Raw genomic sequence first — 26,207 nt, 5'->3', positions numbered from 1 at the left:
AGGACTGGAAAAAAATTATCCCGGCAAAACGATTAACTTTGAGTGAATTATACCAGCCGGCAAAAATTAGTTGAACCCGTACCTGCAGAAAGCGTCCGTCTGAAGCGTAAATCGAACAACAAAGTAACTTTGTTAGATATTTTTCTCGTTAAAGTTGAAAGCCCTGAACTATGAAATGGATACAAATAAAAATAATTTCATTATTGGAAATAATAGTTCGGGAGCAGGGAGGGGCCTTAGTTGCTGAAAGGAATGTGTCTGTGGAATAATTATATCTGATACATAATATACAGGCAGAAAAGGAGAATAGCATGAAAACAGAACCTGCATTATCGTGGCTGGCAGACCCGGCTGTTTTTTCTGTAAACCGGTTACCTGCCCATTCAGATCATAAGTTTTACGAAACGATGAAAGAAGCGGAAAAAGGAGCTTCCATGCAGCTGAGATACGACTTGAATGGCAGCTGGAAATTCATTTATTCAGTGAACCCGGCAAGCAGGCCTGCAGATTTTTACAAAACAGAGTTTGACTGCCGAAACTGGGGCAATATTACTGTGCCAGGGCACATTCAGCTCCAGGGACACGGAAAAGCGCATTATGTGAACACAATGTATCCGTGGGACGGTGTGCATCATCTTCGTCCGCCGGAAATCGAGATGGATGATAATCCAGTAGGAAGTTATGTGAAATACTTTGATCTTCCTGAGAAATTTGCTGATCGACCTTTATACATAGCCTTTGACGGTGTTGAAACAGCTTTTTATGTATGGATGAATGGCCATTTCGTCGGTTACAGCGAGGACAGCTTCACGCCTGCACACTTTGATTTAACAAAGTATGCTCACCCGGGAGAAAACAAACTGAGCGTTGAAGTATACCAGAGAAGTACCGGAAGCTGGCTGGAAGACCAGGATTTCTGGCGTTTTTCAGGGATATTCCGCGATGTATATCTTTATTCTGTGCCAAAGATCCATCTTAATAATATTAAAATCAGCGGTGAGCTTGACGAAAATTATGAAAACGGTATATTAAAAGGGGAATTTGTATCTAATAGTGAAATTCCGTCTGGTGCAAAACTGGAAGCTGTACTGTATGACAAAGAAAATAAGCAGGCTGTATCAGGTGAAGGAGAACTCACAGAAAACGGCTGGAACATAGAATTGCCAGTAGAATCGCCTTACCACTGGAGTGCGGAAGATCCTTACTTATATAAGCTTTATGTGAAAGTGGTGGACGAAAACGGGGAGCTTGTGGAAGTGATTCCACAGAAGGTGGGCTTCCGGCGCTTTGAGATGATTGACAAGATTATGCATCTTAACGGCAAACGGATTGTCTTTAAAGGAGTTAATCGTCACGAGTTTAACCATCGTCATGGACGTGTTGTTTCTAAAGAGGACATGCTCTGGGATATTATAACGATGAAGCAGCACAACATGAACGCTGTAAGGTGCTCCCATTATCCTAACCAGAGCTGGTGGTATGAACTTTGTGATGAATACGGGCTTTATGTCATCGACGAAATGAATCTGGAAACCCATGGTTCGTGGCAGAAAATGGGTGCGGTTGAGCCTTCCTGGAATATCCCGGGGAATAAGCCGGAATGGGAAGATATTGTCATGGACCGGGCCATTTCCATGTATGAGCGGTATAAAAATCATCCTTCGGTATTAATCTGGTCCTGCGGCAATGAAGCATTTGCAGGAGAAGTAATATTAAATGTAAGCAAGTACTTCAAATCTGTGGATCCTGGGCGACTCGTTCATTATGAAGGGGTTTTTCACGCAAGGGAATATGATGAAACGAGTGATATGGAAAGCCGCATGTATGCGAAGCCGGCTGATATCATTGAATACCTTGAGAACAATCCGGAAAAACCGTACATCAGCTGCGAGTACATGCATGCCATGGGTAATTCCGTAGGGGGTATGTACAAATACACAGATCTGGAAGACAAGTACCCACTGTATCAGGGAGGCTTTATCTGGGATTTTATTGACCAGGCGCTTGCGAAAAAAGACAGATACGGCAATGAATACTTAGCCTATGGAGGGGATTTCGGTGACCGTCCAACAGATTACGCTTTCTGTACAAATGGTATTGTTTTCGGCGACCGGACACTTTCGCCAAAAATGCAGGAAGTGAAATATCTTTATCAAAATCTTAAAATCCAGGTGGAAAAAGACAGTGTGGCCATACGGAACGATAATCTATTTATCGATACTGGCCGTTACGACTTTATTTTTTCTGTGAACCATGAAGGTGAAGAAGTATACAAAAGTGCACTTCAGGACGTAAAAATACTATCTGGTGAAAAACAAAATTTCCCGCTGAACATACCGGATGAAGTTTTTCAAAAGAACGGAGAGTATTGTATCGATGTTTCTGCACAGATGAAAAATAATGAGCTGTGGGGAGAAAGAGGTCATGAGCCTGCTTTTGGCCAGCATATTTTTAAGCTCAATAATGTTCAGGAACCAGGAAGCGTTACCCGGCAGCCGAAGTTCAGAGTTGTTGAGGGCGATGTAAATATTGGTGTCCACGGGCTCGATTTCTCTGCTATATTCTCCAAACAGGCGGGATCGCTTATCTCTCTGAACTATGGTGGCAGGGAAATGATCGAGCTGCCGCCAGCGCCGATTTTCTGGAGAGCATCTACTGATAATGACAGAGGGCGCGGCCAGGATTACCATTCCGGAGTCTGGTATGCCGCGAGCTTTGGCAGAAAATGTACAGACATTACTACGGAAAAGGACGAAGACCGCTTTGAAATAACGTTCACTTATAAAGTGGCTGCTATTGAGGATGTTGCTGTGAAAGTGAAATACGAGGTTTTTGCCGATGGAAGTATCGGTGTAACATCTATGTATGAGGGTGCGGATGGGCTGCCGGAGATGCCAACTTTCGGTGTGACCTTTAAAACTTCCGCAGATTATGACCAGTTAACATGGCATGCTATGGGCCCGGATGAGAACTATTCCGACCGAAACAAAGGGGCCCGACTGCAAGTCTTCCATAATACAGCATCAGAAAATGTGTCTAAATATGAAGTACCTCAGGAAACAGGAAACAGAACCGGCGTGAGATGGGTGAAGGTGGAAAATGAGGAGTCACAAGGACTGTTGATTTCTTCTGTCGAGGATCCGGTTGAATGCACAATCACTCCTTATACACCTTTCGAACTGGAGAATGCGCGGCATCATTTTGAACTCCCTCAGATCCATTATACGGTTATCACCGTCGCTGCAAAGCAGATGGGTGTAGGAGGGGATGACAGCTGGGGCGCCCCTGTATACCAGGAACATCAGTTGAATCCAGCTGATAATCATGAGTTTCGGTTTATGATCGGGCGTGTGTAACGCAGGTTAAAGATCAAAATACAAATAAAACGCTCAGAGATTTCTGAGCGTTTTCAGTATGGATTTAAAGTATGAAAGCTTCAAATAAATTCCGTATGACTGCCAGGAATCCTATAAAAGAGGCAAATAAGAGAGCAAATCCTGTAACTTTTCTTTTGGCCATCACAAGTTCTATCCCAAACAATAAGAACATAAACGGAGATATGTATGAGAAAAAGTCCGGGAAAGGTTCAAATCTGCTGTCAAAAATCAGCCAGTCGATATAGAAGAAAAGGACAATAGCTGCAACAATTTTATTAGTAATTCTTATGAACATTCATTCACTCCTAGCCTGATGTAATTTCTGCAAGTGCAATTTTTTATGGCAGACAAAGATTTTCCAGGATTCATTTTAACATAAATTTTCCAATTATTTTAGTAATGTCTGGTTTTTATTTGCTATGCCCTGAAAAACTGTAAATCCAATAAAATGCACTCAGACATTTGTAATATGTTAAAATATAACAATAGATTAATTTCAGAATAATGAGTGTATTCATTGCAGAATCGCTCTTACAGGAGGAGGGATGATCGCTTTTCAACAATTTTTTATTGAATTTCTTACTACTAACTTTCTGTTTTTCCTTGCTTTCATATTGCTTATTCTGGAAATAAGGGCAAGAAAGACAGAAAGGATAACTGTTTGGAAAAATATTAAATTAACCATTATTATTCTCATTAACATTCTTTTGGGGATGAATATTATCTTGTGGATTATTGCCCTCATTTTGTACGGATTATGATCTCTTATTATAAAAATCTTTTAGGAGGGGAAACATGGACCGGGAATACAACGATCTGATAGGTGATATTTTAAAGGAAAAGGGCGAGAAAGATAATTTTGAAGGCGAGGGGAAAGGCAAGCCGCTGAAGAAAGATTATCTGGAGATGGATGTGTATCAAAATTTCCAGAGAGTGGCTAAGGACGCTGGCTTTTTGCCACCATGGCTCAAGCTGCAAAAAGAAATTTCGGAACTGATTTATATATGTAAAACAGAGAAGGAATTAAAAGAAATTAACAAAAAAATCAAGAAATATAATAGCATATGTCCGAGTTCTTTTCAAAAGAATTTCGTTACTATGGAAAATCTGGAAAAAGCGAAAAAGCTTTGGTGAAAGAGCAGTATTCATCCCCTGGCTGGTAAAATTGCCCTATGGTAAGATAACCGGGAAAATTTTAATATCCCAGCATATAAAAAAAGCTTCCGGTTAATGCCGGAAGCATTGGTCTGTTAATTTAATATTCTATTTGCTGGCATTAGCTGAAGTGTGGCCATTTCCATTTTTTGATCCTCTGCGCACCTGAGCTCTTAGATCCTCCAGCTCTTCAAGCAGCGTACTGATCATTTTGTCGCTTTTCTCTAATTCTTCATTAAGGGCAACGATAGTTTCTTCTTCCCAGAGAAATGGATTTCCTTTCACAGGTGTGACAGGAAGATCTTTATATTCGTCACCATCTTCTTTATCGGTTGGCTGGAAATATACAGCCACCTCACAGCCGCTGTGGCCCAGAGCTATTCTTTTTCGCAGCTTAACTTTCCCATAACCGAATCTTCTTGCAGCTATGCCCCCAAAAACCGTGGAGGTCATATTGCAAAGATGAGGTGCGTCCTGAACCACGTCTCCAAAGGGACAATTTGTCGCTGTTACAACTACATGATCAGGGTGTATTTCAGATATAGAGAAATGCCCGCCTATTGAGTTTTTCAGGTCTACAATAACTTCCGCGTACTGATCAGGGGTCCACTCACCCTCAATACTATCTTCATAAAAACGTTCAATCCATTCCCCAGTCCTTAAACCAAGCTGGCGGATATATTGTTTAGCCCCGTCACCAACACTTTTCTCATGAAGCTGTGCATACTGTGTTATTAATTTGGACAGAAATAGCGCTCCAGTCAATCTCGTTTCTTGTGTCATACTATCCCTCCAGCATTCGCTTTATAAAGGTGTTTTTAACCATAGCGTCCCAAAATTAAGAGAGACAGTTTTATAATTAATTATTTCATAAAATTATGCTGTTGAACAGAACTTTTAAATATCAACACTCCTCTTTACAAAGTGCAGAGGGTTCAAAGAGGATGGTTATGTCCGGACTCATATAGTTATAGGCGGAGGTAAAAAAAATAGAGCGGCTGGTGCACCGCTCTGGAAAATGTTATTCAAATTTTTTCTCGAGGATTTCCTGTGCCTTGTCCCTTAAGAATTCATCCAGTTCCTCTGGTTCATCTGTTTTTTGGCCAAGCAGAGTTTTTGCCGTATTAACATACTCATCGCCTCGCCGTTCAATAGTGACAACAAAAGGAGTAGCCTTGTCACTGGAAACCTCAAAAACAACAGTCCCTCTGTCAGGTGAAATCATATTGCTTTCCGTTTCCTCAACCCGCATCTCATTGAATTGATAAAGCATTGTTTTCCTCTTTTGTAATCAATAGGAAATTGAAAAGCTGCCGTTGTAAAACAACATTTTTTATTTTAATTTCCTTTTCAGAAGATGATAAACATACATCGTAAAAAGATTATGTTACAATTTTTATCAGAGAGGATATATGTGTGTAGTTATTATATTGATATAGGCAAAACGCCCTTTTAGAGGAGACTAGTATGGAAGCAGAAAAACTAAGAATTTTTGATGACCAATTGAATGAAATAGGCATTGCTCCCAGAAGTGAAGTCCACAGGAAAGGTTACTGGCATGAGGTTTTCCATTGCTGGTTTGTGAGCAGAAAAGCAGGCGAGGATTATATTTACTTGCAGCTGCGGAGTAAAAGTAAGAAGGACTACCCTGATTTGTTTGATATAACTGCAGCTGGTCACTTACTAGCTGATGAAACTGTGGAAGACGGAGTAAGAGAGATAGCCGAAGAAATCGGCATCAATGTACCTTTTGATGAATTAGTGCCTTTAGGGATTTTTGAATACATTGCTACCAAAGATGATTTTATTGATAAGGAAATAGCGAACGTCTTTTTGTTAGACTTCAAAGATGGTTTTGATGAATTCACACTTCAGACAGAAGAAGTTTCAGGCATGGTAAAAGTAAGATTAAATGAATTTGTACAACTCTGGACTGGCGAAAAAGACAGAGTGGAGATTAATGGATTTGTACTGGATGAGAATGGAGAAAGGTTTTCGGTTAACGAACGAGCGGGAAGGGAAAAGTTCGTTCCCCACCAGCGTTCATTTTACAATCAGGTGATTCAGAAGATCGTGAAGTATTTGAATGAGTGACTAAGCTCATATTATATTGCTGCAGACAGACTGAGCCCCAGGTTTAGTCTGTTTTCATTGACTCAAATGGTAAAAAGCCGGCTACCCCGCTCGCAGCCTGATGAGAAATGAACATAGGAAGCCTGCGAGAAATCCAGCGATGACAGGCAGGAGAGAAATTTCCGTATAATCGAGGGAAACTTTTAAACTTAAACTTTTTGTTTCTGTGAAAAAACCTATTAAGTAAAGCACTAGCATTGTTCCTATGGAAACGATTAATGGGGGCCAGAAAGGCTTCTTCATAAAAAATCCCTCTTTCTTTTTTTGAAAGTGATAAGTAATAAAGGGGAGGATAATCAGAGCAGCCTCAATTTTTAAAGTTTGTTATTTTCCCCTTCGGTAAAAGTATTGCTGGCACAGACGACTATGTTTTGTGAATCATTTCCACTCTGTTGCCGAAAGGATCTCTGAACTCGAATCGCTCATATCCTGGTATGGGAACGGAGTCAAGTATTTGTATGTTATTTTCCTCCAGTCGTTTTCTCCAGTATCGAATATCCTCTACTTCATATGCGAGATGTGCCTTTGTTGTTAACCTGTCAAAACCATCCTCCGCCCCCACATGAACTTCCAGGTTGCCGGCCTGCAGCCAAAATCCTCCACGGCCTTTTAGTGAATCAGGTTTTTCAACTTCAGTTAAACCTAATACGCTGCAGTAAAAATTTCTTCCTTCCTCCTCTGTCCCCTTAGGTATCGTAATCTGTGCGTGATGTAAACCAAGAATCATAACCTAACCTCCTTAACTTATCTGATTTTATTATACCTGAAGGAGCTGAATATTTTAAATTTATAGAAATGGAAGTGACAAAATCATGTAAGGCAAATCGGCAGGAAGGGTGCCATGTTATAAAATCTGTCTTAGTCAAGCAAATGGGCACCTAGCCAAAGGCTAAGTACCCTCAATGTTAGAAAAGGATCTCAGAAATAAAAACGAGACTAAAACATTTTATTATCCTAGTATATTATTTGCTAGATTGTAAACTATCGCATCATCAGTTGGCGGGTTGTGAAGGCCGGCACGGACATCCCGAAAATGACGCTGCAGAGGATTTTTTGCAGAAAGGCTTCTCGCACCGACAATCCTCATCGCCAAATCTACAGCGGTGTTAGCGCTGTTAGTACAGATATGCTTTACTGCTGCCAGCTCTGCTGCCATGTGAGAACGCTCATCCGGCTGTTCCACCCATTTACGGGCAACAGAATAAAGAACCTCCCGTGCTTTAAAAATCTCAAGTTCTATTTCGCCGAATTTCCTTCTAACCTCAGGAACCTCTTTGATTGGTCCCGGCAAGGTGACAGGCTGATAACTGGTTGCAAACTCTACGGCATACTCTCTTGCCGCAACTGCTACTCCTAAATAAACGGCAGGTATCTGCAAATACCAGCCCTTCGGGAAAGGCTTTTTCGCACTTTCAACAGATAATAAAGCATCTCTGTCTGCAAGTACATTCTCCAGAACGAGGTCGTCACTTTTTGTACCTCTCATAGCGATACTGTCCCACGTTTCCTCCACTCTCACACCAGGGAGGCGATGGTCGATGAGCATAAAACCTTTTTGCCCCGTTCGGTCAACATCTACTGTAACGACAGAATAATCCAGAGCTGAAGCCATTGAAGTAAAGGATTTTCTGCCATTTATTCTCCAGCCCCCAGCTTCTTTAACAGCTGTGGTCTGGGGGACTGCGCCTCTTGACGGACTGCCAGTCGCCAATTCTGTCTGGGCAAGGTTAATCAATGCCTTTTCCTCAACAATCAACCTGCATAGTCTGGCGAAACTTTGTTCCTGCCAATGATTTGTCTCCGCAGCTTCCAGGATAACACCCAGATGCCAGCCGATAGACAGGGCTGTCGCGGCATCTCCTTTTGCGAGCTTTTCCTGGATCTGTAAAAACTCGTACAGGTTAAGTCCTTTACCGCCGTATTTTTCAGGGACGGTCAAGGAAAGGAACCCTCGTTCTTTCAGATCTTCAAAGTTTTCGTGAGGGAAAATGCCTTCGGAATCAATATGTTCCGCACGCTGGCTGAATATATCTGCAAGTTCATCTGTCTGCACAAGTATTCCTGTAAAAGTTGCTGAATTGTTTTTTACTGCAAGCGCCATAGATTTAACCTCCTTTTAATTATATTAGGATAGAAATTGTGTGATTTTCTCAGAAGCAATTTTTATAATAGGCAATACTTTAAGCGGTTTGAAAAATAAAGTCAATACGGAATATCTTTTTAAAAATATTTGAGAGGGGCTTTTTATTGCTGTATCAGTGCAAAGGGATAAAAAATAAAAAATAATCAAAAAATTGCTGTTGACTAATTAATATTTACACTGTATATTTGGTCGTAACTTAATAGTTTCCAGCTTTTTCTTATCAAGAGAGGTGGAGGGACTGGCCCTTTGAAACCTCGGCAACAGGCTTTAATGATGTAAGTAAGCACTGTGCTAATTCCAGCAAGCTGTTCAGCTTGAAAGATAAGGAGAGAATTCTTTGCGTGGTGTATCGTGATGAAACCTCTTCTTAGGAAGAGGTTTTTTATTTTTTATTTGAGACCACCTCTCTCCGATGACTAATTAACCAGGAGGACGAGAAAATGACGAAACAGATTATTTTGAACGCATTTGAAATGAACAGTGCAATGCACAATTCCCATGGTTTCTGGAAGCATCCGGAGAATAAAAGACACAAAGGGTATAAGGATTTAAACTACTGGATCGAGCTCGCGAAGCTTTTGGAAAAAGGAAAGTTTGATGCCGTTTTTTTCGCTGATGTTCTTGGAATCTATGATGTGTACCAAAAAAGCAAAGCACCATCAATCCGAGATGGACTGCAGGTGCCCCTGAATGATCCGGCGCTGTTAGTATCTGCGATGGCAAGTGTGACGAACAACTTATCATTCGCGATCACTGTGAGCACTACATATGAACAGCCTTTTGGAAATGCCAGACGTTTTACAACGCTCGATCATCTGACAAACGGCCGGATCGCCTGGAATGTGGTGACATCTTATCTTCCTAACGCTGCCCGAAACTTCGGACTGGAGGAAATGATCAGGCATGATGAAAGATACGACATCGCCCATGAATATCTCGATGTGTCGTATAAGCTTTGGGAACAGAGCTGGGAATACGGTGCAGTAGTGGAGGACGTGGAAAACAAGACGCTTGTGGATCCTGAAAAGGTGCATGAAATCAATCATAAAGGCGAGTACTTCAGTGTGGAAGGACCACATTTAAGCGAGCCGTCACTGCAGAGGACACCAGTTATTTACCAGGCAGGGACGTCGGAAAAAGGCAGGGAATTCGCTGCCAGACATGCAGAATGTATTTTTGTCGGGGGACCAACACCTGAACGGATCCGATACTATGCGGATGATATTCGTGAAAGGGCTGCAAAACACGGGCGAAATCCGGATAACCTGAAGTTCTTCTCTTTCTTAAGTGTTATCGTTGCAGAAACGACGGAGGAGGCGGAACGTAAATTCGAGGAATACAACAAGCTGTGGAGTGCAGATGCAGCGAAGGCCCAGTACGGCGCGAGCGGATATGATATAGCCGAATATGAGAAGCTGGATCCTGAACTGCCTTTCGAATACACGAAAAAGACTGAGGGCGGCCACTATAAAGCAGCAACTTTAACTAAAGACGCTCCGAAAAAGCTTACTGTAGGCGATGTACTTAACAGGTTTGAGTCCCTGGATAGAAACAGCATTATTGTGGGAAGCCCGGAGGAAGTTGCCGATGCAATCGAATTCCAGTTCAAAGAATCAGGCGTGGACGGTTTTAACTTAAACCATCTCGTAACGCCAGGGGACCTGGAATCATTCATAGACTTAGTAGTTCCCGAGCTGCAAAAACGAGGACTATATAAAACAGAATACAAGGAAGGCACTTTAAGAGAAAAACTATTTCCGGAAGGCTCCAGCCTTCTGCCGGAAGACCACCCGGGAAGCAAATTCAGGAAAGTAGTGGTGGAGAGTTAAGGGAGAATGTTTGAGTTTTGCGTGATAAGTTCCTGTCTTGGCGTGATAACTATGTGGATTGGCGCGATACCTGCTTAGTTACGCGCGATAACTGTTAAATTTGGCGCGATACCATTTTGTTTTAGCTTTTCAGAAGGACTTGCAAAATAACAAAGCAGTTTAGGAAGAAATAGTCACTGGTTTTAATAAATTCTTTAACTAAAACGATAAGTATACTCAGAAATAAACAGCATCCAATAAAATTAAGAAGGGAGTCTTCTATGCTTACCCTGGAAAATATAACGAAGGAATTTCAAAGTAAATCTGGCATTGTGAAGGGAGTTGATGATGTAACTCTCCATATCAGGAAAGGGGAAATTTTCGGAATCGTCGGGTACAGCGGGGCAGGAAAAAGCACCTTGCTTCGATGCATGAACTATCTTGAACCGCCAACTTCAGGGACAGTAAAAGTAGACGGAGTTAACCTGGCTGAGCTGTCCCCAAAGCAATTAAGGAAACAAAGGCAATCGATCGGCATGATTTTTCAGGGGTTCTACCTCGTTTCATCCAAGACGGTTTTTGAAAATGTAGGTTTCGCTTTAAAGGCTGCGGGCATTAAAAAACAGCATATCCGCCAAAGGGTGGATGAGCTTCTTAAACTGGTTGGTCTTACGGACAGGAGGAACCAGTACCCTGCACAGCTTAGCGGTGGTCAGAAACAGAGGGTCAGCATCGCAAGGGCCCTTGCCAACAACCCGAAGGTGCTCCTTTGTGACGAGGCAACATCCGCCCTTGATCCGAGCACGACCAAATCAATTCTCGCATTGCTGAAAAAAATCAATAAAGAGCTTGGCATCACAATCGTTATTATTACCCACGAGATGGAAGTCGTGAAAGAGATCTGCCACAAATGTGCGGTAATGCAGGATGGCAGAGTAGTGGAACAAGGATCTACCTATAATATTTTTGCAAACCCTCAGGAACCGTTAACAGAAACATTTATCGAAACCGTGCTTGATTTTAAACTCCCCCAAAAACTTACAGAGGGGCTTGATGGAGAGCTTGTTATGCTGCAGTTTTGGGGAGAAAAAGCAACGCAATCTGTTGTATCCGATGCGCTTCAGGCATTCCGGGTACAGGGCAACATTCTTCATGGTAAGGTGGAATACATCCAGGATGAACCACTCGGAATTTTTATCATGAGTGTTACCGGGGAGCAGGACGAGGTAAAAAAAGCAATCGACTATCTGCGTAAGCGGGTAAGCAAAGTGGAGGTGATTAGCCATGGAGAGCATAATTCAAATATTGCCTGAACTGAACCAGGCATTCTTCGAAACTTTGTTAATGGTAGGGATTGCCCTTCTCACAGCCCTTCTTATCGGGCTGCCTTTAGGAATCCTCCTCTTTGTGACTGACAGAGGTATTTTCCTGGAAAACAAATTGATCCGGCAGACAGCAGGCAGCATTATTAATTTAATTAGGTCTGTTCCATATGTGATCCTGCTCGTTTTTCTGCTTCCGTTCACACATTTCCTGCTGAACACAACGATCGGGCCGCTCGCAGCTTCAGTTTCCCTTTCCGTAGCAGCCATTCCTTTTTATGCGAGAATCGCTGAGTCAGCAGCACGGGAGATTGACAAAGGTGTTATTGAAGCGGCAGTGGCAGCCGGAGCGTCACCCTGGCTGATCATAAAAGATATCATCCTTCCTGAGTCGAAGGCCGGGCTCATTCGGGGACTGACAATTACGGCAATCAGTTTAATCGGATACTCGGCAATGGCCGGAACAATCGGCGGCGGAGGCATTGGCGACCTGGCGATCAGGTATGGATATTACCGCTATGATAATACGATTATGTTTACTACTGTTATTCTGTTAATCGTTTTAGTACAGGTCGTCCAGTATTTTGGCGACTTTATTGCAAAGGCAGTAAGCAGACGATAATAAACAACTACGGAGGCTATATAAAATGAAAAAATTTCTATTACTATTATCATTAATCCCAGCCGGACTGCTGGCTGCCTGTGGTTCAGATGAAGGTGCAGCTTCAGACGTTGAAAAGAAGGATCTTGTTCTCGGAGGAACGATTCCGTACAGCGATATGTTAGAAGGCGGTGTAAAGCCATATCTGGAGGAGCTTGGTTATACAGTGGAAGTTAGGGAATTCAACGATTATGTCCAGCCGAATACCGCCCTTGGATCTGGATCTCTAGATGCTAACCTGTTCCAGCATGAGGTTTATATGACTGCATTTGCAGAGGAGCACGACATGGAACTTTCAGGTGTAATCAGAGTACCGACAGCACCAATGGCGATTTATTCAGAGAAGTTCGATTCCCTTGACGAAATTGAACCTGGAAGCACAGTGGCAATTCCGAATGACCCGACAAATACGGCGAGGGGGCTTACTGTTTTAAGAGACAACGGGCTTCTGGAATTTGACGAAGATGTTAACCCCCTGCGTGTAACTGAAAACGATGTTACCAGCAACCCGCTGGACCTGAAAATCGAGTCTCTGGAAGCAGCACAGCTTCCAAGATCTCTCAGCTCGGTGGATTTAGCTGCCATAAATGGAAACTTTGCTATTTCGGCGGGACTGGATTTAACAACGTCACTGGCAAAAGACAATATTCCTGAGAATATTATCAACCAGGTGGTTGTACTTACGGAAAACCTTGACGATCAATACGTACAGGATATTAAGGAAGCCATTGAATCAGACGAATTTAAACAGTTTATCGAAGAAGAATTCCAGGGCTTCCACCAGCCTGACTGGATGAGGGAGTAATTCGAGACGGGCCATAAAAATACTGTCATTCTGGAGTCAGGAAATCGAGTTTCTTCTATATATAATATAGAGAACAAAACTAATCGAGTGTTAAATTGCATTGCAATTTAATGCTCTTTTTTTGAAAATGTTTAAATGCAGAAACATTGGTGTCATGAAGTGGATACTATATTATTCAGACCGCCGGAAAACTGGTTTGAGTCATTTTACTCACATTTAATATTATTCGGGAAACAAATGCTATAATTTAGATGAATCGTTAAGTTTTCGTAATAATTAGGCAATTGTGGTACATAATTCTTAAATGTAATTCAGCATGGGGGGAAGTTACATGTAAGTTAAATAATGGAGGGGTCTAAAATAGCTATTACTCAAAGCAACTCATTAACTGCTAATCAATCGAAATCGCTACATGGCCTTCTGGATCAGCTGTTGGCCATGAAAGGGGTCCGGCACGCGGTTTTGGCGGTGGAGAATAGAGAGGGAACTTTTCGTTGGGAAGGGGCAAAAGGTATTGCCCATCCTGACGGGACAGAAATGGAGGCCGATACGCCATTTTGGATTGCCAGTGTAACAAAACTCTATATCGCCACCACTATCCTCAAACTCCACGAGACAAATAAGCTATCCATCAATAATTTAGTTATCGACTATCTTCCTGAAGATCTTTTGAAGAATGTGCATGTAGTTGGGGGCATCGACTATTATGACCGCTTAACGATAGAACATCTGCTAAGCCATTCTTCCGGGATTCCGGACTACCTTGAGATAAAGCCGAAAGGGGAAAAAACAATAATAGACCGGGCGATAGAAGGAAAGGATATGTCCTGGTCCCTTGAAGACACACTTCAGATTGTACGTAAAGTGAATGCTCCTCTTTTTCCGCCTCAAAACCTCAGCGGAGAAAAATATCGGATACGTTATTCGGACACGAATTTTCAAATACTTATCGCTATTATTGAAAAAGTAACCGGTAAGCCGATTGAAGAGGTCTTTAAGGAGATGCTTTTTGAGCCGCTGGGATTAGTTAATACATATCATCCTGGCTCTGAATCACTGGAACCTGCGGGGACGACGGCCACTGTCTGGATAGAGGACACAGCCTTTAACGACAAACCGCTTGCTTTAAGATCTTTTAATGATCTCAACAGTACAGCAAGAGATTTAATCAAGTTTATGAGGGCACTTGTTAACGGGAAAGTGTTTGAGAAACCAGAAACGGTAGAGCTAATGCAGAGTGGCTGGCAGACATTTGGGTTTGGGCTCAGCCCGTTAGCCCCTGGCTGGCCGATACAATATGGGCTGGGCATAATGCGGTTTAAAATGCCTCGTCTGTTTACCCCGTTTCGTCCTATGCCAGATCTGACGGGCCACACAGGAGCAACAGGTTCCTGGCTCTTTTACTGTCCGGAGCTGGATATAATAACCGCTGGAACCGTCAGCCAGGTAACTGCGGCTCCAGCCCCTTTTAAAATCATGCCTAAAATGCTTCGTATACTTGGTGAAACCAATTGAAACCGATAGCGGAAAGACTGCCCTGGAACCAGGGCAGTCTTAAATGACCTGAAGGTGGATAATAATCCGCCATTTAATGTGGTGTCTATTTTCCCTGCAGTATCATTTCTCTTTTGCCAGGCGTTCATGATCTGTCGCCAAAGGAGGCTCTTCCAACCATTCTTTATCAATAAGCAGGTTCACGCCATCCTCGGCAAGCACACCAATTTCGGCAATCATTTTTGCGTAATTAACTGACAAATCTCTTCTTTGGCATAATGCCATTGCTTCTCCGTAATACCCGACAGCAGACGAAAGGAGTGACACGATTAAGAACAATATAAGTCTGTCTGAAAATGGAGGGGTTGTTGAATCTGTTACTTCAGAATCGAATGTTCTCGGAATATGTAAATTTTCTTCCGTCAGCATGCTGGATAGTATTTTAAAGTGATTTTGACAGACAGATCTTGCTCTATCCATATACCTTCTTACTTCATTCGATTGTGTCACCTGGCTAAAACCAAGTTCAAGTACTAATTTTGTCATTGTCTTCTGCAAATTAAGATAAGTACCGCTCACTTCGACTGCGCTAATAGGTCTTCTTTTTCCAAACCAGCCAGTTAAATAATCCTGTTTGTTAATATAGTCAATTTTTTGGCTATTATTGAAAGAAGGGGGTTTACTGATTATTCCTTTTCGTACAAGTACTTCAGTAGCTCTGTCGTATAATTCCACTGATTCAGAAATAACTTCTTTAAAATATTTTCTTTGATCCTCTCTAATGGCACAGCCCATTGCACCTGCGTATCTGGTCATCCCATGAATAGACATAATCTGGATAAAAACAATATGAAATGTATCAGTAAATAAAGCTGGTGCTTCCAGATTAACATCAATATCTGAAAACCCTTTTGGTATTGGATAATTCTCTTTTGCTAAGAAAGGCTTTATTTTTTGAAGGTGGCTTTTGGATAATTGCAGAGAGAATTCGAGTACTTCATTAATTTCTTTATCTTGTGTGGTTTTTATTAAGTAGCTAAGCACATATTGTGACATGTTGTCATTTATATACTGGGTCCAGAGGTTGGCAAGCTCCGAGGAACTCAACCTGCTGTTGTGAGTGAAGTCATCCATCTTTATAACCCCCTGTAAAATTTATCTAAGATAGTTTATCCAATAACGAGAAAATCATTTAATTAGTCTGGGGAAAGGAAAATCATACTTTACCTGTCGTAGTAATTAAGGTAAAATAAAATTACTACGACAGATGAAGTACGACAGACAAAGTAAAGTTATTACCATTCTCTTTTTCCAGTCAGTAAATAAAGCACAGGAGGCAGGCGAAATAATTTGATCAGCAGTGATGTTATTCGGGGCTACAACGACACCATTATCCTTTATCTGCTGCTTGATGATGATTCATACGGCTACGAGATATCCAAGCAGATAAAAGAGCTTTCCGGCGAAAAATATATTATTAAAGAAACAACGCTTTATTCCGCCTTCAACCGGCTGATGAAAAATGGGTATATCACTTCTTACCACAAGGAGGGAACCTTCGGTAAAAGGCGAACTTATTATAAAATAACTGACGCTGGAAGGAACTATTATAAAGAAAAATGCAGAGAGTGGGAGCTTACAAAGGAAGTCATTAACCAATTTATTAAGGAGGATCTCTAAGTGGACACGATAATTACTTATCTTAATAATATGTTTGCACCACTGCCAAAAACAGCTGAGATGAAAAGAATAAAGGAAGATTTGCTCGCCAACATGGAGGATAAATACGAAGAGCTGAAACAGAGCGGGAAATCTGAAAATGAAGCAATTGGTATTGTAATATCCGAATTTGGTAATATTGATGAGCTCGTAAAGGAGCTGGACATTGATGTGGCATCAGAAGAAGCCGGTGAAGACGGCATCGAACTTACTTCCCTTAGTGATGAGCAAGTGGATGATTACCTGGATGATAGTACAAAGACAGGGAAATTAATAGGTTTTGGCATTGTTTTATGTATCGTCGGGTCAGCATCGTTAGTCCTCCTTTCTCAATTAGCTGAAAATGGACTCCTCTTTGGATTGAGTCAGGACTCCGGAGCGGTCATTGGCGTTGTCACTCTCTTTTTACTTGTCGCACCAGCAGTTGGGTTATTTATTTACTCAGGAATGGTTATGGAAAAACATAAATATCTGGGCAGCGGGTTCTATCTTCCTGCTGATATAAGGGTTTCTCTTGAACATAAGTACGAATTAGACCAACGGAGTTTTACGACAAAACTTATTGCAGGAGTGGCATTATGTATTTTGTCCCCAGCACCACTGATCCTTTTGTCGATCATAAATGACAGTGCGGCTGTGTACGGAGTTGTAATACTTCTGCTTATGGTAGCAGTAGCAATTTATTTGTTTGTAAGTTCAGGTACGAAGCAGGATGCCTACCGAAAACTGCTTAAAAGAAGCGGCAAGAAGGGTAGCGGTGCTTCAGTTGATACTTGGGACGATGAAGAGGATGAAAAAAGCGAGCCGAAAATAATCAGAGCTATTTCTGCAGTACTTTGGCCGTTTGTTACCATTCTTTTTCTCATCACCGGATTTTTCTTCCACATGTGGCATATTAACTGGATTCTCTTTGCAATTGCAGGCTTGTTCCTCGCTATGATCAATGGGGTATATTCTGCAGTTAAAGAAAAAGCGTGATTATAGGTATAATAGTTTGTTCAGGGGCTGGCAGGTTGCCAGCTTCTTTTTTGTATTCTTTAGTTGCGAAAGTTGAAGGGGAGGATGGAATTTTATGTTAATATTGACATAGAGTCAATTAATAGTGAATTTAATAACTTTTTAAGGTGCTGATAGGAACATGCTTGGAATTATTGTGCGGGGGATGGCAATGGGAATGACGGAGGTCGTCCCAGGTGTAAGCGGGAGTACTGTTGCTATGATCTTAGGTGTATACGAAAGGCTAATATATTCATTAAGTGTTGTGACAACTGACCGGAGAAATGAAGTGATTCCTTTTCTTGTTACTTTTGGTTTTGGTATGATTATTGGTTTTGCTTCTGCTCTGTATATTATTAGATACTTGCTTGAAAATTATAATACTCCAACCCTACTGTTTTTTCTCGGTATTATCGTTGGGTTTCTTCCTTATTTATGGGGAGAAGCACAACAACAGGCTAAAGCCGGACTGCAAACAAAACATTACATAATCATATTTATATTTATTTCTATTGTTATTGTGGGACAACTTTTAAGCGGGATTACCAGTGTTGAAATAAATAATTTATCTATTATAAATTACGCCTTTCTGATTGTTTCGGGATTCATTGCCAGTACTGCTCTCGTGCTCCCTGGAATAAGCGGGGCTTTAATTTTTATGATATTAGGAGTCTACGAAATTGCAACAGATTCACTGTTAACATTAAATCTGCCTGTTATTTTATCAATTGGCGCGGGTGTGATTATAGGTGTACTGCTTACAAGTAAATTAATTCGTTTTCTGTTAGCGAATTATTCAGCAGGAACGTATTCCGCAATGCTTGGTTTAGTGATTGGCTCCATTTACGCCATTTCAGATAATTTATCTGGTCCAGTCAATGGTCAGGTTATACTCATATCACTGGTTACATTTGCGGGTGGGTTTGTATTAGTTGTCTTATTGAAACGCTATCAAAACAGCCGGTTTGGATGATATTGAATATTGGGGTATGGGTGTTATTTATTTTAGATTAACAGCGACGTTTAACAAGCCATTTCAACATGGTATCGAGGTTCCTGGAACTCGGGTTCCTGGAACCAAAGTGCCAGGTTGAAAGAGCGACTATACCGGAGAATGAAGGAAAATGAGAGAGCCGCCCAACGGATCCCGATCCAACCTGGCACCGATGTACCTGGAACTAAAGTGCCAGGTTGCGCGAGCGAGGAAATGGGAGCATGAAGGAGAATGAGTGAGCCGCCCAACGGATCCCGACCCAACCTGGCACCGGCGTACCTGGAACCAAAGTGCCAGGTTGAACGAGTGAGTAAACGGGAGAATGAGGGAGGATGATGGTGCCGGCTAATGTGTCCAGAATCAACCTGGCACCGAAGTACCTGGAACCAAAGTGCCAGGTTAAACAAGTGGATAAACGGGAGAATGAGGGAGAATGTAGGAGCCGCCCAGCGTGTCCCGAATCAACCTGGCACCGGCGTACCTGGAACTAAAGTGCCAGGTTGAACGAACGAGTATACGGGAGAATCAGGGAGAATGAGCGAGGCGCCCAATATGCTCCGAATCAACCTGGCACCGAGATGAAAATTAAGCATTTTCCAAATAATTGTAGCTATTTTTAATTTGAAGTGATAATCTAAAATTACAGACTGTTAATCTGGAAATTTAGATCATAGAAAGGGAGTTTTTATGATGAATGAAAAACAATTAAAGGTTTCCGTCAATCAGGCAAAATTACTTGGAAATGCTCTTCGAATAAAAATAATTAGTCAGCTGCTGGAGGAACCAAGAACAGCCAAACAGGTTGCTGATTTGTTGGGGGAAACAGGAGGAAATATACATTATCATATGAAAAAGCTTTATGAAGGCGGACTTATTGAGCTTGTGGAAGAAAAACAGTTTGGAGGAGTGATAGAAAAATACTACAAATCAAAGTCTAAGTGGTTCAATTCAGATGGGACAGAACCCATTGATCCAGTTTTAAAGGATGATTATCTTTCCGATGATTCAACAGCGCTTAGTATACGATTAAGTCTTTCGCAAAAACAACAAAAGGAGATAAAAAAAGAATTCAGGTTATTTCTTGAAGAGTGGGTGAAAAAAACGTCTGTTAATACCACAGATAAGACTGAAGAATATAGTATCGGTGTAAAAATCAACTCAGTAAAACAAAAGATAAATAAACAGGAGGATGATAAATGAATTTATTTTCAAATAATAACTTCAGGTATATGTTTTTTGGGAGGGTAGTAAGTAATATTGGCGACAGCCTTTATGCGGTCGCTGCAATGTGGCTTGTGTACGATCTTGGCGGATCAACTTTTTATACGGGATTAGCGGGTTTCCTTACTGTTCTTCCCAGAATAATTCAGCTTTTAAGTGGCCCGCTAATCGATAAAATTTCTATTCGGCCATTATTAATAAACTCCCAGCTTATACAATGCGGCCTTTTATTAGTGATTCCTTTAGCCTATTATTTTGAGTTTCTTACTATTGCACTTGTTCTGACCATGTCTCCAGTTATTATGATGTTTAATATGTTGGTCTACCCTGCACAGATGGCTTCTCTTCCTGATTTTGTAAAAAATGAAGATTTAACAAAAGCTAATTCTTATTTTACACTTGCATACCAGGGGATTGAGGTTGGCTGCAATGCAATAGCAGGCGTTTTAATTGTTATATTTGGTGCTGTATCAATCTATTTATTGGATTCTGCCCTCTTCTTAATGGGTGCCTTATTGTTTTCTATGATAAAAATTGAGAAAAAGCCAGCAAATAAACAAGAGTATTGGATGAGAAACTCAATAATAAATCAGTTTAAAACGTATCAGCTTGAACTAAGAGAAGGAATGAAGATTTTGATTAGTAAAAGATTTTCCAGGCTTCTCTTTGGAATGGTGGTTATTAATCTTGTAGGAGGTGCCACTTTCGTGGTTCTACCTTCATTTAGTGACTATAAAGGCGGAGCTGAAATTTATGGATTATTACTAATGGCTCAAGCATTCGGAAGTTTGTCTGGAGCATTACTAACACCATATTTAAATTTAGAGCAGTTCAGAATGGGAAAGGTTTATGGAGTGGCATTTTTATTAAGCGGAATACTGTGGGCAGCGGCTGTGGTTATGCCATGGAAATGGTTAATAATCGTAGTTTATGGGATTGCGTGGGTACCTGGAGGTGTAACAAACATCTTAATTAATACAAGTTTACAAAAAGGGGTTCCAAAACAATTGTTAGGCAGGGTATTTTCAGCATCATTTAGCCTTAGTGGTATTGCAATGCCAATTGGCTCGTTACTAGGAGGCAGTTTAGGTATCATAATTGGGAGTTTTAACGTTATTTTCTTCAGTGGGATCACTGTTTTTAGCGTAGGTCTTTTTTGGCTCGCAGATAAAACCACTTCAAGACTGCCTGCCATAAAGGATATTGATGAGGAGACATTTGTAAACCGAACTTTTAAAACGCATGTAAATTAAATCATAAGCTATACTTATTTTACATACCACGAAGCTGCATACGCCGGCTTATTTTTTTGCAATTTAAAGAAAGTTAATAAAAGATGTGTGGAGAAAACTACTAAAAAAAAATGGTAGCCTACCAATAATCCAACTAGCATTTTTGATGCGGTAGATATAAAGTTACTGAAAAACCCCGTTAACAGTTGTTAAAATAAGGGTATTACATATAGGTAGTAAGTTTCAGGTACATTAATTTTGCCTTTGTTTTTCTGAAATTTCAAAAAACAAAACAGGAGGGAATGGAAGCGCATGTTCAAAGCCTATGAAACAGCCCCGTTTTTTGATGAAATGCTGTCAGATGAAGGACGCCCACGGAAGCATTATGCCTCATTCTATGAGACACTACAGCAATTTTCGGAAAATGAATTACTTGAAAAGCATGAAACAGCACAGCTTTCTTTTTTGCGGCAGGGAATTACATTTACAGTTTACAGTGAAAATCAAGGTACAGAGCGGACAATGCCAATCGATTTTATCCCGATTATTATTCCTCCTGATCAGTGGAAATGGATTGAGAAAGGCGTTATACAGCGGACTGAGGCCCTCAACCAGTTTCTTGAAGACATATATTCCGGGCAAAACATACTTAAAGACGGTGTTATTCCAAGAGAGTTAATTGAAAACAACCCTTATTATTATAAAGAGCAGGTGGAGGGAATTAATGTACCACTGAAAAACCATATTTTTCTCGGGGGGATTGACCTGATCCGTGATGAAAATGGGGAGTACCATGTGCTTGAAGATAATCTCAGGAATCCGTCAGGCATGGCATATGTTTATCAGAACAGGTTTGTAATGAGGCAGGTGTATCCAGAGTTTTTCTTCAAGCATTCCATTGAAACTCTGGAACATCAGATGACTTATATGCATGAAGCGGTGCTCAGCCACAGGCCGGATAATCTGCCGGATGGACAAGATCCAACTGCAGTGCTCCTGACACCGGGAATGTACAACTCCGCTTATTATGACCATGTGTTTCTCGCACAGCAAATGGGGATGGAGCTGGTGGAGGGGCGGGATTTGCTCGTAAAGGATAATAAAGTTTTTATGAAAACTATCCACGGTCTGAAACGGGTGGATATTATATACCGGAGAATCGATGATGATTTTCTGGATCCTGAGGTTTTTCGGGAGGATTCCTATCTCGGTGTCCCAGGGATGATGAGGGCATACCGTGCAGGTAATCTCGCTATTGTGAACGGGATTGGGAACGGCATTGCTGACGACAAAGCTATTTATGCATTTGTGCCCGATATAATAAAGTATTATTTAAACGAGGAACCTATTTTATCAAACGTGAAAACATACCAGCTCCGGGAACCGGATCAGCGTGCATGGGTCCTGGATCATCTGGAGGAGCTTGTTGTAAAAAACGTAGGTGCTTCCGGCGGGTACGACATGCTCGTCGGTCCCCATGCTTCGGAAGAGCAAATAGAAATGTTCAGAAAAAAGATTAGCGAGGAACCGCATCAGTATATTGCCCAGCCGACCATTAAACTTTCCCGGGCGCCGGCTTTTCAGGATTCCCGGTTTTATCCATGCCATGTAGATCTCCGTATTTTTGTAATGAGAGGGATCGAAACCCACGTTCTGCCAGGGGGCCTGTCCCGGGTTGCTCTTAAAGAAGGGTCTCTTGTTGTGAACTCATCCCAGGGCGGCGGCGGAAAAGACACATGGGTGTTAAAAGAGAAAGGAAGTGAAGAGTAATGCTCAGCCGTGTGGCAAACTCGCTGTACTGGATGGCGAGAAATATTGAGAGGACTGAAAATATCGCAAGGGTCATGAGTGTACAGCTCATCAATACTCTGGAAGCTTCAGATGAGGAAACACTTGCAGACCTGGACTGGGATATGGTCGTGGCAATTTGTGCATCACACCAGGAGCTTGAGCATATAAAAAATAATAAGGGACTTGATGAAGAATACATTCTTGATTATTTAGCTTCCTCTAAAGTGAACCAGAACTCCCTGATTAACTGTATTGATATTGCAAGGGAAAACGCAAGAACATCGAGAGACCATCTGCCAAATGATATATTTGAAATATGGAATGATTTTTTTCTGTACGCAGAAGGTTTACGGGAAGGGAAATTAACAAAAGAGAGCATAAACAAGTACTTAAGAAGAATTAAATCTACTTCGCTCACTATTCAGGGGGCGATAGAGTCATCCATGTCGAGAGGACGGCCGTACCGGTTTTTGAAAATCGGTAAATGGCTCGAGAAAGCAGAAAATACTGCTCGGACCCTTAATGTAGTATGCTGCCACAGCCGGGAGGGAGAAGCAGAGACAAATAGATATTATAACTGGAGGTTTGCGCTTCAGTTGTTAAACGGCTACGAGGCATATTTAAAGCAGTTTCCGCCGATAATGGAGCCAAAGAATGTCCTGTCATTTCTAATTACAGAAGAGTCTTTTCCCCGGTCAATCCGCTATTGTATCGACCATATCAGAGACGCGATTATTGATGTGGAACAAGGGAAGATTTCCCACTATTCCAGAGAAATATTCAGTGCACTGGATGAGCTGACTGCGGAGTTTACAGAGATGAAGATTCAGGAACTTAACTTGAGTGAACTTTGCCAGTTTCTGGATTACTTTCAGAACCGCTGTAATGAAATAGGCCAGATTTTTTCCGAAACATATTATCTGACGGAGCGGAACAACAGAATTAAATCCGGCAGCCAGACACAATCACAGCATGTGATTAATACACATACGGAGAAGAATGCGCATATGAAATTTCAGATTGAGCATATTAATAATTTTGATTACGAGGCGCCTGTGGATTCAAGTATGAACACAATCCGCCTGAAGCCACGGACTGATGAATGCCAGCGGCTTCTGTCTTACAGGTCAGAAATCAGCCCCGGTTCTCTCACGAAAGAGCATGTAGACATCTGGGGCAATCATGTGGAAGAGTTTTACATTCCTGAACAGCATACACATTTAGAGGTAAAGACAACTTCAGTTGTCAGTGTACAGCGAAGCCCGTTTATTCACCATATTAAATACACGCCGGAAATGAAAGGGATTTTCACGTCCAAGCTTTTCAGGGAGCATTATCTATCTTTTTTAAACGATACTCCTAACACATATTTGAAGAAGGAACAGGTTGATCAGGTAGTGGATGAACTTGGCGGCATGGAAGACCCGGTGGATTTTTCCTTAAAGGTCATGGAATATCTGCATGACAGGTTTACTTATCACACGAATTCGACGAATGTGCATACAAAAGCCGAGGAAGCATTTGAGCAGAAGTCCGGTGTCTGCCAGGATATGACGAATGTGATGCTCGGGATCTTAAGAGCAAATAATATTCCGGCCCGGTATGTGAGCGGTTATCTCTATGTTGGGGAAGGTTCTGCTTTAATCGGTGATGCGGCGACCCATGCATGGGTGGAAGTCATGCTCCCGGGAATTGGCTGGACCGGGCTTGATCCAACAAACAATGTGGAAGCGCTGGAAAACCACATCCGGATCGCAACAGGCCGGGACTATCATGATGTGAGCCCGCTTCAGGGTTTTTACCGGGGAGGTAAGAGCAATCTGGATGTTTCCGTGTCGGTGAAAGTCCTGGATGTAAATTAATTTCATAAAAACTCGGCGGGCAGCTTTATTTTTGCCCGTCTTTTTTGTATTTGTAGAAAAATTTTTTATGAACCGGGGGAATTGTGGATACGTATTAGCTGATTGCTGTGTTTTACCACCCTCCTGAATGGATAACAAGTATTAATAGATCAAATATAAAGTCAGTAAAGGGTGAAAATTCAAATGGAATATGATGTAATTATTATTGGAGCTGGGCTGGCAGGATTATCAGCAGGAAAGGTTTTAAATGAGGAAGATGTAAGCTATAAAATAATAGAAGCGAATGCACGCCCGGGAGGCAAAGTATATTCCAGGGAATATACTGACAGATATTTTGAACTTGGCGGACAGTTTATAAATCAGGACATGACAGAAATGACCAGGCTTGTAATGGATGCCGGTATGGAGATTCATGAAACTGATGTCACAGAGGATGCGGTCATTATTGATGAGCGGAAAAATACAGATGTTGAAACTATACTTGAGGCTGAGGAAAAATTGTTTAAGGGGCTCGGAGAGAGAGACATCAGGCTATCCAGGCTTTATGAGAAAAATATTACTGATCCATATCATAGAAAATTAATCAGCAGCCAGCATTCGGAGGTTTTAAATATTAATCCTGAGCTTATCAGCAGTAAAGCAATTGCTGAAATGATGAAACGATATTTATCAAGTAAAAGTGATACTACTCACCAGGCTTCCGGGCCATTAAATAATGTAGTGTCCTATCTGGAAAGTTTCTCTAAGGATAAAATTATTTACGGGCAGCCTGTTGCCGAAATAGGAGAAAGTAAGAATGGATATATTATACGCACTTTAACCAACGAATATCAGTCAAAATCTGTTATTCTGGCCATTCCCCCAACTGCTGCAAGCCGAATAAATTATACTACTGGTTTGCCTGAAAAAATAGAAAATGCTTTAAAGAGTTTTAAAGACGGCGCCGTTATCAAGATAACATGGGTATTTGAAGAAGCGTTCTGGCGCAGCTTCTCTGTACAAGATGAAGTTCACCGTCTGAAGGAGGTAATCTACTCAGAACCTGAGGGGATTAACGTATCAGATTCCTCTAAAGCAGGAGATGAAAACCGGCTGACAATGTTTATTGGAGGAGATACAGCGATAAAGTTAGCGGAGAGAACACTTGATGAAAGGCTGGAATATGCAGTCAGTCTTTTAACAGTGGTACTTGGTGAAAAAGCTCGTTATTATATTGATAGAGAAGAGAGCGTATGGGTGAACGATCCTTACTATGGCGGAGGTTACAGTGCAAGCGTTCTCTTTGAAGGTGTGCATAACGCAGCAGAAATACTGAGGAATCCGTATAAAAAGCTATTGTTTTCCGGTAGCGAGCTTTCTTCCGATTTCCCGAAATTCATGGAAGGTGCAGTTCGTTCAGGAAAGCATGCCGCAAATAAAGCGTTAGAATTATTATTTAAATAAGTTAGAGGACGAAATAATATGAAAGCAAGGCATCCATTATGTTTGGATGCC

Annotated in this window: 24 protein-coding genes, 1 pseudogene and 1 riboswitch; of the genes and pseudogenes, 18 read left to right on the top strand and 7 right to left on the bottom strand. The window is 41.5% G+C overall.

Annotated features, from left to right (window positions below):
* The first annotated feature begins 42 nt into the window (after positions 1-42).
* On the top strand, positions 43-174 hold the full coding sequence (locus BK582_RS28135; protein ID WP_276328216.1) for a hypothetical protein: 132 nt from the start codon (positions 43-45) through the stop codon (positions 172-174).
* 137 nt (positions 175-311) lie between these two features.
* Entirely contained in the window at positions 312-3,356 is a 3,045-nt protein-coding gene (lacZ, locus tag BK582_RS18900; protein ID WP_078596530.1) for a beta-galactosidase, LacZ type, read from the top strand.
* Between the two features lie 64 nt (positions 3,357-3,420).
* On the opposite strand, the gene BK582_RS18895 is transcribed toward lacZ, so the two are convergent.
* A complete protein-coding gene (locus BK582_RS18895; protein ID WP_078596529.1) occupies positions 3,421-3,672 on the bottom strand; it encodes a hypothetical protein in 252 nt (83 codons plus the stop codon).
* A gap of 500 nt (positions 3,673-4,172) precedes the next feature.
* Here BK582_RS18895 and BK582_RS18885 point away from each other — a divergent pair, with 500 nt between their 5' ends.
* Positions 4,173-4,511: a DnaJ family domain-containing protein gene (locus tag BK582_RS18885; protein ID WP_078596527.1), complete on the top strand. Its 339-nt coding sequence runs from the start codon at positions 4,173-4,175 to the stop codon at positions 4,509-4,511.
* 129 nt (positions 4,512-4,640) lie between these two features.
* Here BK582_RS18885 and BK582_RS18880 read toward each other — a convergent pair whose 3' ends face one another.
* On the bottom strand, positions 4,641-5,315 hold the full coding sequence (locus BK582_RS18880) for a methanogen output domain 1-containing protein (RefSeq protein ID WP_078596526.1): 675 nt from the start codon (positions 5,313-5,315) through the stop codon (positions 4,641-4,643).
* Positions 5,316-5,553: 238 nt separating this feature from the next.
* Positions 5,554-5,805 carry a hypothetical protein gene (locus tag BK582_RS18875; RefSeq protein ID WP_078596525.1) on the bottom strand — a complete coding sequence of 84 codons (252 nt, stop codon included), beginning with the start codon at positions 5,803-5,805 and terminating at the stop codon, positions 5,554-5,556.
* Positions 5,806-5,999: 194 nt separating this feature from the next.
* Here BK582_RS18875 and BK582_RS18870 point away from each other — a divergent pair, with 194 nt between their 5' ends.
* Complete coding sequence (locus tag BK582_RS18870; protein WP_078596524.1) at positions 6,000-6,626, top strand: NUDIX hydrolase; 627 nt, start codon at positions 6,000-6,002, stop codon at positions 6,624-6,626.
* An 81-nt stretch (positions 6,627-6,707) separates the two neighbouring features.
* Here the strand turns inward: BK582_RS18870 and BK582_RS18865 are convergent, their stop codons facing one another.
* The 3 genes from BK582_RS18865 to BK582_RS18855 all read right to left on the bottom strand — a co-directional run bounded on the left by BK582_RS18865 (position 6,708) and on the right by BK582_RS18855 (position 8,766).
* Positions 6,708-6,908, bottom strand: a complete 201-nt coding sequence (locus BK582_RS18865) for a hypothetical protein (RefSeq protein WP_078596523.1) — start codon at positions 6,906-6,908, stop codon at positions 6,708-6,710.
* A gap of 121 nt (positions 6,909-7,029) precedes the next feature.
* Positions 7,030-7,392: a VOC family protein gene (locus tag BK582_RS18860; protein WP_078596522.1), complete on the bottom strand. Its 363-nt coding sequence runs from the start codon at positions 7,390-7,392 to the stop codon at positions 7,030-7,032.
* Between the two features lie 222 nt (positions 7,393-7,614).
* Entirely contained in the window at positions 7,615-8,766 is a 1,152-nt protein-coding gene (locus BK582_RS18855; RefSeq protein WP_078596521.1) for an acyl-CoA dehydrogenase family protein, read from the bottom strand.
* 256 nt (positions 8,767-9,022) lie between these two features.
* Positions 9,023-9,136: riboswitch (SAM riboswitch) on the top strand.
* 112 nt (positions 9,137-9,248) lie between these two features.
* On the opposite strand from BK582_RS18855, the gene BK582_RS18850 reads away from it, so the two are divergent.
* From BK582_RS18850 to BK582_RS18830, 5 genes are all read left to right on the top strand, one after another.
* Positions 9,249-10,637 (top strand): LLM class flavin-dependent oxidoreductase, encoded by a 1,389-nt coding sequence (locus BK582_RS18850; protein ID WP_078596520.1) that lies wholly within the window; start codon positions 9,249-9,251, stop codon positions 10,635-10,637.
* 260 nt (positions 10,638-10,897) lie between these two features.
* Positions 10,898-11,929, top strand: a complete 1,032-nt coding sequence (locus BK582_RS18845) for a methionine ABC transporter ATP-binding protein (protein WP_078596519.1) — start codon at positions 10,898-10,900, stop codon at positions 11,927-11,929.
* The gene (locus tag BK582_RS18840; RefSeq protein WP_078596518.1) at positions 11,901-12,560 is read left to right on the top strand and encodes a methionine ABC transporter permease; all 660 of its coding nucleotides are present in this window, start codon (positions 11,901-11,903) and stop codon (positions 12,558-12,560) included. Before BK582_RS18845 ends, BK582_RS18840 begins: the two co-directional genes overlap by 29 nt.
* A 25-nt stretch (positions 12,561-12,585) precedes the next feature.
* Positions 12,586-13,404, top strand: coding sequence for a MetQ/NlpA family ABC transporter substrate-binding protein (locus tag BK582_RS18835; RefSeq protein WP_078596517.1), 819 nt, complete (start codon positions 12,586-12,588; stop codon positions 13,402-13,404).
* A gap of 345 nt (positions 13,405-13,749) precedes the next feature.
* A complete protein-coding gene (locus tag BK582_RS18830) occupies positions 13,750-14,919 on the top strand; it encodes a serine hydrolase domain-containing protein (RefSeq protein WP_078596516.1) in 1,170 nt (389 codons plus the stop codon).
* Positions 14,920-15,021: 102 nt separating this feature from the next.
* Here the strand turns inward: BK582_RS18830 and BK582_RS18825 are convergent, their stop codons facing one another.
* Positions 15,022-16,032: a DUF3231 family protein gene (locus BK582_RS18825; RefSeq protein ID WP_078596515.1), complete on the bottom strand. Its 1,011-nt coding sequence runs from the start codon at positions 16,030-16,032 to the stop codon at positions 15,022-15,024.
* 216 nt (positions 16,033-16,248) lie between these two features.
* On the opposite strand from BK582_RS18825, the gene BK582_RS18820 reads away from it, so the two are divergent.
* From BK582_RS18820 to BK582_RS18785, 9 genes and pseudogenes are all read left to right on the top strand, one after another.
* A complete protein-coding gene (locus BK582_RS18820; protein ID WP_078596514.1) occupies positions 16,249-16,578 on the top strand; it encodes a PadR family transcriptional regulator in 330 nt (109 codons plus the stop codon).
* Positions 16,579-17,595, top strand: a complete 1,017-nt coding sequence (locus tag BK582_RS18815; protein WP_078596513.1) for a permease prefix domain 1-containing protein — start codon at positions 16,579-16,581, stop codon at positions 17,593-17,595.
* A gap of 160 nt (positions 17,596-17,755) precedes the next feature.
* On the top strand, positions 17,756-18,586 hold the full coding sequence (locus BK582_RS18810) for a DUF368 domain-containing protein (protein WP_078596512.1): 831 nt from the start codon (positions 17,756-17,758) through the stop codon (positions 18,584-18,586).
* A gap of 708 nt (positions 18,587-19,294) precedes the next feature.
* Positions 19,295-19,807, top strand: a complete 513-nt coding sequence (locus tag BK582_RS18805; RefSeq protein WP_078596511.1) for an ArsR/SmtB family transcription factor — start codon at positions 19,295-19,297, stop codon at positions 19,805-19,807.
* Positions 19,804-21,081: an MFS transporter gene (locus tag BK582_RS18800; protein WP_078596510.1), complete on the top strand. Its 1,278-nt coding sequence runs from the start codon at positions 19,804-19,806 to the stop codon at positions 21,079-21,081. Before BK582_RS18805 ends, BK582_RS18800 begins: the two co-directional genes overlap by 4 nt.
* A gap of 291 nt (positions 21,082-21,372) precedes the next feature.
* A complete protein-coding gene (locus BK582_RS18795) occupies positions 21,373-22,830 on the top strand; it encodes a circularly permuted type 2 ATP-grasp protein (RefSeq protein ID WP_078596509.1) in 1,458 nt (485 codons plus the stop codon).
* Positions 22,830-23,756: pseudogene (locus BK582_RS28345) on the top strand (alpha-E domain-containing protein); the annotation flags it as partial. The gene BK582_RS18795 and the pseudogene BK582_RS28345, both read left to right, overlap by 1 nt.
* A gap of 102 nt (positions 23,757-23,858) precedes the next feature.
* Positions 23,859-24,713, top strand: a complete 855-nt coding sequence (locus tag BK582_RS28340; RefSeq protein ID WP_420841251.1) for a transglutaminase family protein — start codon at positions 23,859-23,861, stop codon at positions 24,711-24,713.
* Between the two features lie 183 nt (positions 24,714-24,896).
* Positions 24,897-26,156, top strand: coding sequence for a flavin monoamine oxidase family protein (locus BK582_RS18785; RefSeq protein ID WP_078596507.1), 1,260 nt, complete (start codon positions 24,897-24,899; stop codon positions 26,154-26,156).
* Positions 26,157-26,207 lie beyond the last annotated feature (51 nt).

This window comes from Evansella clarkii, from assembly GCF_002019695.1.
Classification (GTDB): Bacteria; Bacillota; Bacilli; order Bacillales; family Salisediminibacteriaceae; genus Evansella; species Evansella clarkii.
Note: the sequence above shows the minus strand (reverse complement) of the source record. Positions and strands in the feature narration are given on the sequence as shown.

What these genes read in the sequence shown, in the direction of transcription:
- BK582_RS18825 (WP_078596515.1), bottom strand. Translation starts at nt 16,032, where the DNA reads ATGGATGACTTCACTCACAACAGCAGGTTGAGTTCCTCGGAGCTTGCC.
- BK582_RS18850 (WP_078596520.1), top strand. Translation starts at nt 9,249, where the DNA reads ATGACGAAACAGATTATTTTGAACGCATTTGAAATGAACAGTGCAATG.
- BK582_RS18830 (WP_078596516.1), top strand. Translation starts at nt 13,750, where the DNA reads ATGGAGGGGTCTAAAATAGCTATTACTCAAAGCAACTCATTAACTGCT.
- BK582_RS18810 (WP_078596512.1), top strand. Translation starts at nt 17,756, where the DNA reads ATGCTTGGAATTATTGTGCGGGGGATGGCAATGGGAATGACGGAGGTC.
- BK582_RS28340 (WP_420841251.1), top strand. Translation starts at nt 23,859, where the DNA reads ATGAAATTTCAGATTGAGCATATTAATAATTTTGATTACGAGGCGCCT.
- BK582_RS18865 (WP_078596523.1), bottom strand. Translation starts at nt 6,908, where the DNA reads ATGAAGAAGCCTTTCTGGCCCCCATTAATCGTTTCCATAGGAACAATG.
- lacZ (WP_078596530.1), top strand. Translation starts at nt 312, where the DNA reads ATGAAAACAGAACCTGCATTATCGTGGCTGGCAGACCCGGCTGTTTTT.
- BK582_RS18855 (WP_078596521.1), bottom strand. Translation starts at nt 8,766, where the DNA reads ATGGCGCTTGCAGTAAAAAACAATTCAGCAACTTTTACAGGAATACTT.
- BK582_RS18870 (WP_078596524.1), top strand. Translation starts at nt 6,000, where the DNA reads ATGGAAGCAGAAAAACTAAGAATTTTTGATGACCAATTGAATGAAATA.
- BK582_RS18845 (WP_078596519.1), top strand. Translation starts at nt 10,898, where the DNA reads ATGCTTACCCTGGAAAATATAACGAAGGAATTTCAAAGTAAATCTGGC.
- BK582_RS18860 (WP_078596522.1), bottom strand. Translation starts at nt 7,392, where the DNA reads ATGATTCTTGGTTTACATCACGCACAGATTACGATACCTAAGGGGACA.
- BK582_RS18800 (WP_078596510.1), top strand. Translation starts at nt 19,804, where the DNA reads ATGAATTTATTTTCAAATAATAACTTCAGGTATATGTTTTTTGGGAGG.
- BK582_RS18785 (WP_078596507.1), top strand. Translation starts at nt 24,897, where the DNA reads ATGGAATATGATGTAATTATTATTGGAGCTGGGCTGGCAGGATTATCA.
- BK582_RS18795 (WP_078596509.1), top strand. Translation starts at nt 21,373, where the DNA reads ATGTTCAAAGCCTATGAAACAGCCCCGTTTTTTGATGAAATGCTGTCA.
- BK582_RS18805 (WP_078596511.1), top strand. Translation starts at nt 19,295, where the DNA reads ATGATGAATGAAAAACAATTAAAGGTTTCCGTCAATCAGGCAAAATTA.
- BK582_RS18880 (WP_078596526.1), bottom strand. Translation starts at nt 5,315, where the DNA reads ATGACACAAGAAACGAGATTGACTGGAGCGCTATTTCTGTCCAAATTA.
- BK582_RS18875 (WP_078596525.1), bottom strand. Translation starts at nt 5,805, where the DNA reads ATGCTTTATCAATTCAATGAGATGCGGGTTGAGGAAACGGAAAGCAAT.
- BK582_RS18835 (WP_078596517.1), top strand. Translation starts at nt 12,586, where the DNA reads ATGAAAAAATTTCTATTACTATTATCATTAATCCCAGCCGGACTGCTG.
- BK582_RS18885 (WP_078596527.1), top strand. Translation starts at nt 4,173, where the DNA reads ATGGACCGGGAATACAACGATCTGATAGGTGATATTTTAAAGGAAAAG.
- BK582_RS18895 (WP_078596529.1), bottom strand. Translation starts at nt 3,672, where the DNA reads ATGTTCATAAGAATTACTAATAAAATTGTTGCAGCTATTGTCCTTTTC.
- BK582_RS18840 (WP_078596518.1), top strand. Translation starts at nt 11,901, where the DNA reads ATGGAGAGCATAATTCAAATATTGCCTGAACTGAACCAGGCATTCTTC.